The organism is Pseudomonas lactucae (assembly GCF_036688725.1).
In the GTDB taxonomy this organism is placed as follows: Bacteria; Pseudomonadota; Gammaproteobacteria; order Pseudomonadales; family Pseudomonadaceae; genus Aquipseudomonas; species Aquipseudomonas lactucae.
Genome location: NZ_JAQQPT010000004.1, coordinates 25584 through 38232, shown reverse-complemented (window position 1 = coordinate 38232; position 12649 = coordinate 25584). Strand labels below are relative to the sequence as shown.

Below are 12649 nucleotides of genomic sequence, written 5' to 3'. Positions count from 1 at the left end.
GCTGTCGCCATGATAACGCTCAATTACAACAAAGCCTGAATTCTAGGAGGCTCCCGCATTGGACGTCGGCGAACGACTGCAATCCATCCGTAAGTTGAAGGGTCTTTCCCAGCGTGAGCTCGCCAAGCGCGCGGGTGTCACCAACAGCACCATTTCGATGATCGAAAAAAACAGTGTCAGCCCCTCGATCAGCTCCTTGCGCAAGGTGCTGGGCGGCATCCCCATGTCCATGGTCGAGTTCTTTTCCGAGGAGATCCTCCAGGAAATACCGACGCAGATCGTCTATAAAGCCAATGAGCTGATCGACATCTCCGACGGCGCGGTGACCATGAAACTGGTGGGTCGGGCGCACCCCAGCCGGGCCATCGCGTTTCTCAACGAGATCTACCCGCCCGGCGCCGACACCGGCGAAGAAATGCTCACCCACGAAGGCGAAGAAACCGGGATTCTGGTGGAGGGCCGCCTGGAGTTGGTGGTCGGTCTTGAAACTTTTGTGCTCGAAGCTGGCGATAGCTACTACTTTGAAAGTACCAAGCCCCATCGTTTTCGCAATCCGTTCGATGTGCCGGCGCGACTAATCAGCGCAGCCACGCCCGCGAACTTTTAAGAACAGAGGCGCCCTGCCAGCGTTGCAGAGGTTCCCGCAGCCGTATTCCGTGCGGTCGAATCTCCCTTTATTTAATAGGGTTGTTTCGGCCGGGCGGGCTAACCGTTATACTTTCGCCGCCTGCGAAACCGTGGCCGCAGGCGTGAATAGCCACCATTGAGGGTGAACGCGTGAACCTAATTATGAAAATGCTGGCTGCACCAGCAACCGTACTGGCCCTATGGGCTGTCAGCGCTCAAGCTGCGACCAATGATGACATTGCCAAGCGCCTGGAGCCTGTGGGCCAGGTTTGCGTCCAGGGCCAGGAATGCAAGGGGATGGAAGTCGCCGTTGCAGCGGGCGGCGGCGGCGCGAAAACGCCGGACGATATCATCGCCAAGCATTGCAATGCATGCCACGGCACCGGCCTGCTCGGCGCACCGAAGATCGGCGACACCGCCGCCTGGAAAGAGCGCGCCGACCACCAGGGCGGTCTCGATGGCATCCTCGCCAAGGCGATCACCGGTATCAACGCCATGCCGCCAAAGGGCACCTGTGCGGATTGCTCGGATGACGACCTCAAAGGCGCTATCAAGAAGATGTCCGGGCTGTAATTAGCCAATCTTCGTCAAAAATGCCGCTTACGAGCGGCTTTTTTGTGGGCGCAATTCAGGTTTTGCGCTGTTCTTTGCAGCAAAGACGCGGCAAGCTCGGTCGAACCCCTATTCATGGAATGTTCGGGAGCAGTCGGATGGTGCAGTTGTGTTCAATCGAGCAAGCAGTTGACGACGTACTGGAGCGCTTGCCGGCGCATATCCACATGGGCATGCCGCTGGGCCTGGGTAAGCCCAACCTGTTCGTCAATGCGCTGTACCGGCGCATCGCCCATTTGCCCGAGCGGGCGCTGACGATCTACACCGCCCTGAGCCTGGGGCGCCCAACCCTGGGCGATGGTTTACAGAAACGCTTTTTGGAACCCTTTATCGAGCGCGTGTTTGGCGATTATCCCGAGCTGGATTTTCTTGCCGCCCTGCATTCGGACAGCCTGCCGAAGAATATCCATGTACGGCAATTCTTCATGCAGCCCGGCAGCCTGCTCCACAGCGCGTCGGCCCAGCAGGATTACGTCAGCAGCAACTACAGCCATGCCGCCCGTGATATCAACGGGGCCGGCCTGAACCTGGTGGCGCAACTGGTGGCCAGCAGCGCCGAACACCCGGACCGCCTGAGCCTGAGCTGCAACCCCGATATTACCCTCGACTTGCTGCCGATGATCGCCAAACGCCGTGCCGCGGGTGAAACCATTTTGATCGTCGGCCAGGTCCATACCGACTTGCCCTACATGCCTGGCGATTCCGAATTGGGCATGGACGCGTTCGACTACCTGATTGACGCCAAAGACAGCTCCACGCTGTTCTCCACGCCGAACATGCCGGTGGGCTACCAGGACCACTTTATCGGCCTGCATGCCAGTACCTTGGTGCGCGACGGCGGCACCTTGCAGATCGGCATTGGCTCCATGGGCGATGCCCTGACCGCCGCCTTGCTCGCGCGCCAGGCAGACAACGAAGCCTACCGCCTGCTGCTGACAGACCTGGATGTGTACCAGTGGGCGCCGTTGATCAGCCGTGAAGGCGGCGTCGACCCTTTTGCCCGTGGCCTCTACGGTTGCAGCGAGATGTTCGTCAACGGCTTGCTGGTACTGGCGGATGCGGGAATCGTACGGCGCAAGGTGTACCCGGATGTGGCGACCCAGGAACAGGCCAATGCCGGCTTGCTGGACGATGCGGCGCAAACCGATGGCGTGTCGATTCATGGCGGGTTCTTTCTGGGACCACGCAGTTTTTACCAGCGCTTGCAGGACATGACCCACACCAAGCGCCTTGAATTCAACATGACCCGCATCAGCTATATCAACGAGCTGTACGGTCAGGAAGAACTCAAGCGTTTGCAGCGCCAGGATGCGCGGTTTATCAACAGCGCGATCATGGTGACGCTGCTCGGCGCGGGCGTTGCCGACCAGTTGGAAGATGGCCGCGTACTCAGCGGCGTGGGCGGGCAATACAACTTTGTCGCCCAGGGCCATGCGCTGGAAGGTGCGCGCGCCATCCTGATTCTGCGCAGCTGGCGTGAGTCGGCGGGGGAGGTCAGTTCCAATATTGTCTGGGACTACGGGCACTGCACCATTCCCCGGCACCTGCGGGATATCGTCATCACCGAATACGGAATTGCCGACTTGCGCGGGCAGACAGATGCCCAGGTCATCGAGGCACTGCTCAATATCGCCGACTCGCGTTTCCAGGACGACTTGATCGAACAGGCACAAAAGGCCGGCAAATTACCCAAGGACTTCCAGCTGGATCCGCGCTTTGCCGACAACACGCCGGAGCGCCTCAAAGGCATTCAGGCGCGGCATAAACGGTTGTTTCCGGAATACCCGTTGGGGAGTGATTTTACTGACGAAGAGCGGGACTTGTTGCGGGCGCTGAACTGGCTCAAGAGCAAGTTCAAGCTGACGGAGATGCTGGAGTTGGGCAAGGCGGCGCTGGATGCACCGGAGCCGGAGGCGTTTCCCAGGCATTTGGAGCGGATGCGGCTGGATAAGCCGGAGGGGCTGAAAGAGGATCTCTATCAGCGCCTGTTGCTCGCGGGCTTACAAGCAACCGCGCACTGAAAACCAACAAATAACTCAATGTGGGAGGGGCGGTGCGACGGTTCGACTTGCCCCCTCCCACATTTCAAGCAGGGTTGACTCAGATAAAGGTGACAACCCCACCCGCCAACGACTTCACCCGCGCCAGCGACTCTACTCGATAACCCTGCGCATCCAGCTCCGCACGGCCACCCTGGAACGATTTCTCGATCACGATCCCCAAGCCCGCAACGGTCGCGCCGGCTTGCTTGATGATCGATATCAGCGCCTGGGACGCCTTGCCGTTGGCCAGAAAGTCATCGATCACCAACACGCGGTCGCTGCTGGTCAAATGACGCGGCGAGATCGCCACGGTGCTCTCGGTCTTCTTGGTGAAGGAATACACCGTCGCCGACAGCAGGTTTTCGGTCAGCGTCAGGGACTGTTGCTTGCGCGCGAAGATAACCGGTACACCCAGGTTCAGGCCGGTCATGATTGCTGGCGCGATGCCTGAGGCTTCGATGGTGACGATCTTGGTGATGCCCGAGTCCTTGAACAGCGCGGCGAATTCGTCGCCGATCAGTTTCATCAGCGCCGGGTCGATCTGGTGGTTCAAAAAGGCGTCGACCTTGAGTACCTGATCGGAAAGCACGATGCCTTCTTCGCGAATTTTCTTGTGCAGTGCTTCCACGGAAAGCTTCCTCTAATGGCGCGTTGTGCGCCGAAAGTAGATTGAAAAGTAGTCGATTCTAGCGCTTTAACATCGCGCGTATGTCAGCCAGGGCGCTGTTGCCGCGAACGGCCTTGACCTCGGTCGGGGTGTCGTCGTTGCCTTCCCAGGCCAGGTCGTCCGGCGGCAGTTCATCGAGGAACCGGCTGGGCGCACAATCAATGATTTCGCCGTATTGCTTGCGCTTGGCGGCAAAGGTGAAAGCCAGGGTCTGACGTGCGCGGGTAATGCCCACGTAGGCCAGGCGCCGTTCCTCTTCGATGGTGTCGGCTTCAATGCTGGAGCGGTGCGGGAGGATTTCTTCTTCCATGCCCATGATGAACACGTAGGGAAATTCCAGGCCCTTGGAGGCATGCAGGGTCATCATCTGTACACCTTCGGCGCCGTCTTCTTCTTCCTGCTGGCGCTCGAGCATATCGCGCAGCACCAGCTTGCCGATGGCGTCCTCGACGGTCATCTCGCCGTCTTCGTCTTTTTCCAGGGTGTTCTTCAGCGCTTCGATCAGGAACCAGACGTTGCTCATGCGGTAATCCGCGGCCTTGTCGCTGGAACTGTTGGTGCGCAGCCAGTTTTCGTAGTCGATGTCCATGACCATGCTGCGCAGTGCGCTGATCGGGTCTTCGCCGGCGCATTGCTCGCGCACTTTGTCCATAAAGCGCTTGAAGCGTGACAGGCGATCGGTGAAGCGTGTGTCCAGGTGTTCGCCCAGGCCGATTTCGTCGGTGGCGGCGTACATGGAGATCTTGCGTTCGGTGGCGTAGTTGCCTAGCTTTTCCAGGGTCGTCGAGCCGATTTCCCGACGCGGGACGTTGATTACCCGCAGGAAGGCGTTGTCGTCATCCGGGTTCACGATCAATCGGAAGTAGGCCATCAGGTCTTTTACTTCCTGGCGTCCGAAAAAGCTGTTGCCGCCCGACAGGCGATACGGCACCTGGTGGTGTTGCAGTTTCAGCTCGATCAGCTTGGCCTGGTAGTTGCCTCGGTACAGGATCGCAAAATCACTGTAGGGCCGGTCGGTGCGCAGGTGCAGGCTGAGGATTTCCACGGCCACGCGCTCGGCTTCGGCGTCTTCGTTGCGGCAGCGGATCACGCGAATCTCATCGCCGTGCCCCATCTCGCTCCACAGCTGTTTTTCAAACTCGTGGGGGTTGTTGGAGATCAGCACGTTGGCGCAGCGCAGGATGCGGCTGGTGGAGCGGTAGTTCTGCTCCAGCATCACCACTTTCAAGGACGGGTAGTCGACCTTGAGCAGCATCAGGTTTTCCGGGCGGGCGCCGCGCCAGGCGTAGATCGACTGGTCGTCGTCGCCCACCACGGTGAATTGATTGCGTGTACCGATCAGCAGCTTCACCAGCAGGTATTGGCTGGCGTTGGTGTCCTGGTATTCGTCCACCAGCAGGTAGCGCACCTTGTTCTGCCACTTTTCAAGGATGTCGGCGTGTTCCTGGAACAACTTGACCGGTTGCAGGATCAAGTCGTCGAAGTCCACCGCGTTGAACGCCTTGAGCGTGCGTTGATAGTGGGTGTAGACGATGGCGGCGGTCTGTTCCTTGGGGTTGCGTGCGTTTTCCAGGGCCTGGGCGGGCAGGATCAGGTCGTTTTTCCAGGCGCCGATCATGTTCTTGATCTCATCAACGCCGTCGTCGCCTGCGTATTCCTTCTGCATGATGTCGGTCATCAGGGCCTTGACGTCGGTCTCGTCGAAGATCGAGAAGCCCGGCTTGTAGCCCAGCCGCGCATGCTCCTTGCGGATGATGTTCAGGCCCAGGTTGTGGAAGGTGCACACGGTGAGGCCACGACCTTCACCCCCCTTGAGCAGGGTGCCGACACGCTCTTTCATCTCGCGCGCGGCCTTGTTGGTAAAGGTCATGGCGACAATGTACTGGGCACGGATGCCGCAGTTCTGGATCAGGTGCGCAATCTTGCGGGTGATCACGCTGGTCTTGCCGGAGCCTGCACCGGCGAGCACCAATAGAGGGCCGCCGACGTAGTTCACGGCTTCTTGCTGCCGGGGGTTGAGTCGGGACATACGGAATTTGAGGAGTCGTTGTTCAAAAGGGCGGGCATTTTAACAGGCTGGCAAGATTCTGCTGCTCTGGATCGACGGTGTGACGTACCACTCGATCTAAATTTGCCGGTTTTGCTACTTTGCCGCAGGATGTATTGGTTTTTAGGACAATTGCTTACAGCCTGCGTATTTGATGGTACCTATCATTGGTGATTATCAGGCCGCACGTCATAATGCCCGCCGCCAACGAAATTTTGCAGAGTCTAGGGAGCTAGCTTGTCTACGCCTGTCGAACCCTTGCGTTTGCTGCTATTGGCCGATGCGCCTGAGTGGGCAGCGTTGTTGCGCGAGTGCCTGGCGCCGATGGGCGATGGGGCTGTGCTGATCAGCGCGCCAAACTGGGACTCGGTGAGTCGTCTGTTCGACGACGACCACAGCGCCGTGCTGTTGACCACGCCCAGCCTGCAACCCGGCCCTGGCCGTTGCAGCCTGCCGTGCGTATTGCTGTTGGAGCAGGAACCGTTGGTATCGCCGCTCGGTGTGAGCGATTGGCTGATCCGTAATGTGCTGGACGCCGAAACCCTGCGCCGCTGCCTGCGCCATGTGCGTGAGCGCGGTGTGCTGGAAACCACCCTGCAGCGCCTGGCCGAACAGGACCCGCTCACCGGCATCGCCAACCGTCAGGGCTTCCAGACTCTGCTGGCGGCGCGGCTGGCCGAAAACGAAGGTCGCGGGCTGGCCCTGGGTCATCTGGACCTCGACAACTTTCGTCATGCCAACGACGCCCTCGGCCATCAGGCCGGCGACCGGTTGATCCTGCAAGTGGTGTCGCGGCTCAAGAGCCAGCTCGAAGCCGGCGATCAACTGGCCCGCCTGGGCAGCGACGAATTCGCCTTGCTGATCGACACGCGCCGTGCGCCCCAGCGCGCTGAATGGATGGCTGAGCGCATCACCGAAGTCATGGCCGAACCTTACTGGGTGGATGGCGAAAGCCTGCTGATCGGCTGCAGCCTCGGCGTGGCCCATGCCCGCGCCCGCGCCGGTGCCGACCCGCTGATGTGGCACGCGCATATCGCCATGCAGCAAGCCAAGAGCACCCAGGGCTGCACCTTTCATATCTTCAACGAACGTATCAACCGTAATGCACGCAGCCTGGCCGACCTGGAAAGCGAACTGCGCCGGGCACTGCGCCGCGATGAACTGGAGCTGCATTACCAGCCGCGCCTGGATTTGGACGACGGGCATATCGTCGGCCTGGAAGCCCTGGTGCGCTGGCGCCATGGCGAGCGCGGCCTGTTGCCCCCCAGCGAATTCGTGCCGCTGGCCGAGCAGAGTGGCCTGATCGTGCCGTTGGGCTACTGGGTGATCTCCCGAGCCCTGCGTGACATGCAAGACCTGCGTGAACGCGGCCTGCCGCCGTTGCATATGGCGGTCAACCTGTCGTTCCGCCAGTTTCAGGACAGCCAGTTGCTCTCCACCCTCAGCCGGCTGATTGCCGAGCGTGGTGTGGAGGCGCAATGGCTGGAGTTCGAGTTGACCGAAACCGCCGTGATGCGCCGCAGTGACCTGGTCAAGCAGACCATGGACGCCCTCGGTCGCCTGGGCGTGCGGTTTTCCCTGGATGACTTCGGTACCGGTTTCTCGTCGTTCGTACACCTCAACAGCCTGCCGATTGCCTTGTTGAAGATCGACAAGAGCTTCGTCGGTGGCATGGAAGAACGCGAAGAGAACCGCAAGCTGGTACACGCCATGATCAATTTGGCCCACAACCTCAACCTGGAAGTGGTGGCCGAGGGGGTCGAAACCCCTGAACAGCTCGCATTGCTAAGGCTGTTCGGCTGCGACCAGGCCCAGGGTTACCTGATCAGCAAGCCGTTGCCGTTGCCTGAGTTGGTGGAATACCTGACGTTTGGCAAGAACCAGCAGGTTTTACTCGGTTGAATTGAGAGCCCAGTCAAACTGTGGAAGGGAGCGAGCCCGCCCACAGTTTTTTTGGCCGAGTAAAACCCTTACTCCGTCTGTGCGACCTGAAACGAACCTTGCGCCTCAGGCTCCAGCCGAATCATGCGCTTCATCTTCGCCTCGAAGGCCCAGGTCAGGCTCACTGCCGCACAGGCCAGACCCAGCGCCAAACCCCACCACACACCGGTTGGACCCCAGCCCAGGGTGAACGCCATCAGCCAGGCCGAAGGCGCGCCAATCAACCAGTAGCAGCCCGCACCGATCAGAAAGGTGGTCTTGGCGTCCTTGAGTCCGCGAATGCAGCCCATGGCGATGGTTTGCACGCCGTCGAACAGCTCGAACCAGGCGGCAACGGCGAGCAGGCTGACGGCCAGGACGATCACGTCATGGAACGCCGGGTTGTGGTGATCGATGAGCAGTCCGATCAGGGGATCGGAAAACAGCCACAGCACCGCGGCGAATCCCAACATCACCGTGGCACCAAAACCAATGCCGACGCGACCGGCCAGGCGCGCCTGCAGCAATTGCCCGGCGCCATAGTGCTGACCGATGCGCATGGTCACCGCGTAGGACATGCCCGCCGGCACCATGAACGCCACCGAGACGATTTGCAGGGCCACCTGATGCGCCGCCAGTTGCGTACTGCCCATGGTGCCCATGCACAGCGCGGCAAAGGCAAACAGCCCGACTTCCACCGCATAGGTGCCGCCAATCGGCAGGCCCAGGCGCCACAGTTCGCGCAGATACTGGGTGTTGAGGCGCAACAGGCCGATGCCCAGCGGGTAAGCGGCATAAGCGCGGTTGCTGCGGATGTACCACATCAACGTCAATGCCATGCCATTGGCGACGATGGCCGTGACCAGGCCAATACCCATCAAGCCCAGTTTTGGCAGGCCGAACATACCTTCGATCAGCGCGTGGTTGAGCAGGTAATTGAGCACAGTGCCGCCGAGGCTGATCACCATCACCGGGGTGGCCTTGCCAATGGCGCTGGTGAAGCCGCGCAAGGCCATGAAACTCAGGTAGCCGGGCAGGGCGAACGGCAGGATCGTCAGGAACAACCCTGCCGACTGCACGTTGGTTTCGGTCTGGCCGAACATCAGCAGCACGGGCTTGAGGTTCCACAGCAACAACGCTGCCGCCAGGGCCATCAGCCACGCCAGCCATAGCCCGGCCTGGGTCAGGCGGGTGGCGCCTTGGATATCGCCCGCGCCGTGACGGATCGCCACCAGGGTGCCGACGGCGGCAATCACGCCGATGCAGAAGATCGATACGAACGAATAGCTCGCCGCTCCCAGGCCACCACCGGCCAAGGCTTCGGGACTCAGGCGCGCCATCATCAGCGTGTCGGTCAGCACCATCAGCATGTGCGCCAACTGCGAGGCGATCAGCGGCCCTGACAACCGCAGAATGGCCCAGAGTTCGGTACGTGCCGGATGCCGCATGATCATCACACTCAAAAAGTCAGAGGGTTGGGGGAAGGTTGATTCTCGGTGCTCCCAGCCCATTGCACAAAGGGATAAAAGCGATCGTTCACATGATTAAAACTCATGCCTGATTGATTCTGGTAGGGTTTCAACATCCTGCTGTTGGAGCTTTCCTTATGTCTCGTCGTCTTCCTCCTCTTTATGCTTTGCGTGCATTTGAAGCGGCCTCCCGGCACAACTCCTTCACCCGTGCCGCCGAAGAGTTGTCGATTACGCAAAGTGCGGTGAGCCGGCATATCCGTACGCTCGAAGAGTTTTTCGCTTGCCGCCTGTTCCAGCGCAGCGGTCGTACGTTGCAGCTCACAGAAGCGGCGCGCTTGCTGTTGCCCGGTGTGCGCGAGGGCTTTGCCGCGCTGGAACGGGCCTGCCATACCCTGAACGCTGAAGATGACATCCTGCGCATGAAGGCGCCGTCCACCCTGACCATGCGCTGGCTGTTGGCCCGACTCAGCCGCTTCCGGCATTTGCAACCAGGCAACGAAGTGCAATTGACGAGCGCGTGGATGAGCATCGATGAAGTGGACTTCAATCAGGAACCTTTCGATTGCGCGGTGTTGTTGAGTAATGGTCATTTCCCGGCAGATTGGGAGGCCTGTTACCTGTACCCGGAAATGTTGATCCCGGTAGGTGCCCCCAATCTATTGAGCGACGGACCTTGGGATGTCGCACGGCTGGCAACGGCCGAGTTGTTGCATCCCACGCCTGACCGGCGTGACTGGCGCTACTGGCTGGAGCGGATGGGGCTGTCGTCTCAGGTGTCGCTCAAGGGCGGCCAGGTCTTCGATACGCTGGAGTTGGGCATGATCGCTGCGGCGCGCGGTTATGGCGTGTCCATGGGCGATCTGCTGATGGTCGCCGAAGACGTTGCCCAGGACCGGCTGAGCCTGCCATGGCCAACCGCCGTGGCCAGTGGAGAGAGTTACTATCTGGTATGGCCGAAAACCCGTCCCGGTGGGGAACGTCTGCGACGCTTGGCGGAATTTCTGCAAAGTGAGGTGCAGGCCATGGTTTTACCGGCAGTGGAGCGTCTCGATTGAGCCGGTTTTGCATGATCGCGCAACCGTTTGCGTGATGCCCCTGCGATTCACTCAAGTATTGCAAATCGCTGCCGAAGTAGGTGTATCGGAACCATCGTGCATCCACGTTTTCCCCACCAGATAATTTGCCGAGCAGCGCTATGAGATCAGGACGATCCTGGCCTCGGCCAGGAGCTGTCATGTCTCAACCTCGCGCCCGGATCGCCTCCCAGTTAGGTCTCGCATTAGCCGTGATTCTGGCTGTCGCCATTGGCGGCAGTACGGTTTTCGCCCTGCGTTCCCTCGACGCCGCCAACCTCGATACCCGTGAGGAACATCTGGCCAGCGAGGCACGCCTGCTCGCCGATCAGCTCAACACCTTTCATAGCACGTTGCGCGAGAGCACCCAACGCCTGACGGGGCTGTTTGAAAAGCGTTTCAGCGCCGGGTTGAGCGTGCAGACCGATAAGTCGATCACGGTGGCGGGTGTTCAGACCCCGAGCCTGTTGTTGGGTAGCGAAGTGCTCAACAACAACTTCACGGAGGTCGACGAGTTCAAGCAGATGTCGGGCGGCGTGGCGACGGTCTTTGTGCGCAGCGGCGATGACTTTATCCGTGTGAGCACGTCCCTGACCAAGCAGGACGGTAGCCGCGCCATCGGCACCGTGCTGGACCGCCAGGGGCCGGCTTACCAGCGTGTGCTCGGCGGCCAGGCGTATATCGGACGCGCGGTGTTGTTCGACCGCTCGTATATGACCCAATACAGCCCCGTTCGCGATGCCGGCGGTAAAGTGATTGCCGTGCTGTTTATCGGTTTTGACTACACCGATGCCCAGGCCGCTCAGTTCGAAAACCTCAAGCGCTTCCGCATCGGCCAGACCGGTTCCCTGGCGCTGCTCGACGAGCAAAAGCGCTGGCTGGTGCCACCGGCGGGTGTGCAGGCACTGGATCAGGCGGTGCCGGTGATGCTGGACCTGGCCAAGACCCCAGGTAAAGGCCGCTTCTGGAGCGACAGGAACGAAGACTTCTACAGCGTTTCGGTACCCTTCGACGGTGGCCCCTGGGCCGTGGTTGCGAGCATGCCGAAAGCCGAAATCCGCGCGGTTACCTGGGCGGTCGGCATTCGCCTGGTGATCGGCAGCGTGCTGGCGATGCTGCTGGCGGTAGGCGCTACGGTCTGGCTGCTGCGCAGCAAGTTGCAGCCGCTGAGTGACCTGGTACGCCAGGCTGAAGCCTTGGGCGCTGGCGACCTGAGCGCACGTCTCAATGTGTCCAGCCATGACGAAATTGGCCAGCTGGCGCGCAGCTTCAACCAGATGGGTGAGGCGCTGTCGACCATGGTGTCGCATATTCGCAAGGCTGCTGAAGAGGTCAATAGTCGTGCCCAGGCTTTGTCAGGTTTGTCCGGTGGGGCCTATGAAGGCATGGAGCAGCAGTCCGGCGAGATCACCAGCATGGCTGGCGCAGTGGAAGAGTTCAGCGCCACTTCGCTGAATATTGCCGACAACATGGGCGCCACCGAGCGCCTGGCCCAGGAAAACGCTCAACAAACCCGAATCGGGCGCAACTCGATGCAAGAGGCGTCGTCGTCCCTGGAACACATCGCCACCGCCCTGAACAGTACCGCCACCGTGATCAACACCTTGGGTCAACGCTCCCAGGAAATCGGCGGTATCGTCGGGGTGATCACCTCCATTGCCGAACAAACCAACCTGCTGGCGCTCAACGCCGCCATCGAAGCCGCCCGCGCCGGTGAGCAGGGCCGTGGGTTTGCCGTGGTGGCCGACGAAGTGCGTAACCTGGCATCGCGTACCCGCGAAGCCACTGATGAAATCTCCGGCATGATCCAGAGCATCCAGAAGGAAACCGGTAACGCCATCAGCACCATGGAGCACGGCAACGCGCTGATGCAGGAAGGCCTGTCGCGCAATGCCGACGTGGCCTCGGCCCTGGCCCGCATCGACGAGCAAAGCCGCTCGGCCGGTCAGCAGTTCGCGGCGATTACCACGGCGACGCAGGAGCAGAGCAGCACCGCGACCTTGCTCAGCAGCAACTTGCAGAGCATCGCGCTGGCCAACAGCGAGCAGCGTGAAGTGGTGTCGAATTTGGCGATTACCGCCAAGGAGCTGGAGACGCTGGCGTCGGGCTTGCGCCATGAAGTAGATCGGTTCCGCTGAGTTCAGGTGCAAGGCTATCGGGAGCAAATTGAATCGTCGCACCGCCCCTTC

General features: G+C 60.5%; 9 protein-coding genes. 6 read left to right on the top strand and 3 right to left on the bottom strand.

Annotated features, from left to right (window positions below; translation table 11 throughout):
- Nucleotides 1–58: 58 nt before the first annotated feature.
- The 3 genes from V6M90_RS05255 to V6M90_RS05245 all read left to right on the top strand — a co-directional run bounded on the left by V6M90_RS05255 (nucleotide 59) and on the right by V6M90_RS05245 (nucleotide 3260).
- A complete protein-coding gene (locus V6M90_RS05255; protein WP_003176893.1) occupies nucleotides 59–607 on the top strand; it encodes a cupin domain-containing protein in 549 nt (182 codons plus the stop codon).
- A gap of 182 nt (nucleotides 608–789) precedes the next feature.
- Nucleotides 790–1200: a c-type cytochrome gene (locus V6M90_RS05250; RefSeq protein ID WP_042945469.1), complete on the top strand. Its 411-nt coding sequence runs from the start codon at nucleotides 790–792 to the stop codon at nucleotides 1198–1200.
- Nucleotides 1201–1337: 137 nt separating this feature from the next.
- Nucleotides 1338–3260, top strand: coding sequence for an acetyl-CoA hydrolase/transferase C-terminal domain-containing protein (locus V6M90_RS05245; RefSeq protein ID WP_305428093.1), 1923 nt, complete (start codon nucleotides 1338–1340; stop codon nucleotides 3258–3260).
- Between the two features lie 79 nt (nucleotides 3261–3339).
- Here the strand turns inward: V6M90_RS05245 and V6M90_RS05240 are convergent, their stop codons facing one another.
- A complete protein-coding gene (locus V6M90_RS05240) occupies nucleotides 3340–3909 on the bottom strand; it encodes a xanthine phosphoribosyltransferase (RefSeq protein ID WP_003176890.1) in 570 nt (189 codons plus the stop codon).
- A gap of 58 nt (nucleotides 3910–3967) precedes the next feature.
- Nucleotides 3968–5977 carry a DNA helicase Rep gene (gene rep / locus V6M90_RS05235; RefSeq protein ID WP_003176889.1) on the bottom strand — a complete coding sequence of 670 codons (2010 nt, stop codon included), beginning with the start codon at nucleotides 5975–5977 and terminating at the stop codon, nucleotides 3968–3970.
- A 255-nt stretch (nucleotides 5978–6232) separates the two neighbouring features.
- On the opposite strand from rep, the gene V6M90_RS05230 reads away from it, so the two are divergent.
- Nucleotides 6233–7897 carry a putative bifunctional diguanylate cyclase/phosphodiesterase gene (locus V6M90_RS05230; protein WP_078826564.1) on the top strand — a complete coding sequence of 555 codons (1665 nt, stop codon included), beginning with the start codon at nucleotides 6233–6235 and terminating at the stop codon, nucleotides 7895–7897.
- A gap of 68 nt (nucleotides 7898–7965) precedes the next feature.
- Here the strand turns inward: V6M90_RS05230 and V6M90_RS05225 are convergent, their stop codons facing one another.
- Nucleotides 7966–9369 (bottom strand): NorM family multidrug efflux MATE transporter, encoded by a 1404-nt coding sequence (locus V6M90_RS05225; protein WP_003176887.1) that lies wholly within the window; start codon nucleotides 9367–9369, stop codon nucleotides 7966–7968.
- Between the two features lie 152 nt (nucleotides 9370–9521).
- On the opposite strand from V6M90_RS05225, the gene V6M90_RS05220 reads away from it, so the two are divergent.
- Entirely contained in the window at nucleotides 9522–10442 is a 921-nt protein-coding gene (locus V6M90_RS05220; protein WP_003176886.1) for a LysR substrate-binding domain-containing protein, read from the top strand.
- A 179-nt stretch (nucleotides 10443–10621) separates the two neighbouring features.
- Nucleotides 10622–12598, top strand: a complete 1977-nt coding sequence (locus V6M90_RS05215) for a methyl-accepting chemotaxis protein (RefSeq protein ID WP_003176885.1) — start codon at nucleotides 10622–10624, stop codon at nucleotides 12596–12598.
- Nucleotides 12599–12649: the final 51 nt, after the last annotated feature.

Coding starts and splice junctions, on each gene's coding strand:
- V6M90_RS05250 (WP_042945469.1), top strand. CDS start 790: ATGAAAATGCTGGCTGCACCAGCAACCGTACTGGCCCTATGGGCTGTC.
- V6M90_RS05245 (WP_305428093.1), top strand. CDS start 1,338: ATGGTGCAGTTGTGTTCAATCGAGCAAGCAGTTGACGACGTACTGGAG.
- rep (WP_003176889.1), bottom strand. CDS start 5,977: ATGTCCCGACTCAACCCCCGGCAGCAAGAAGCCGTGAACTACGTCGGC.
- V6M90_RS05225 (WP_003176887.1), bottom strand. CDS start 9,369: ATGATCATGCGGCATCCGGCACGTACCGAACTCTGGGCCATTCTGCGG.
- V6M90_RS05220 (WP_003176886.1), top strand. CDS start 9,522: ATGTCTCGTCGTCTTCCTCCTCTTTATGCTTTGCGTGCATTTGAAGCG.
- V6M90_RS05215 (WP_003176885.1), top strand. CDS start 10,622: ATGTCTCAACCTCGCGCCCGGATCGCCTCCCAGTTAGGTCTCGCATTA.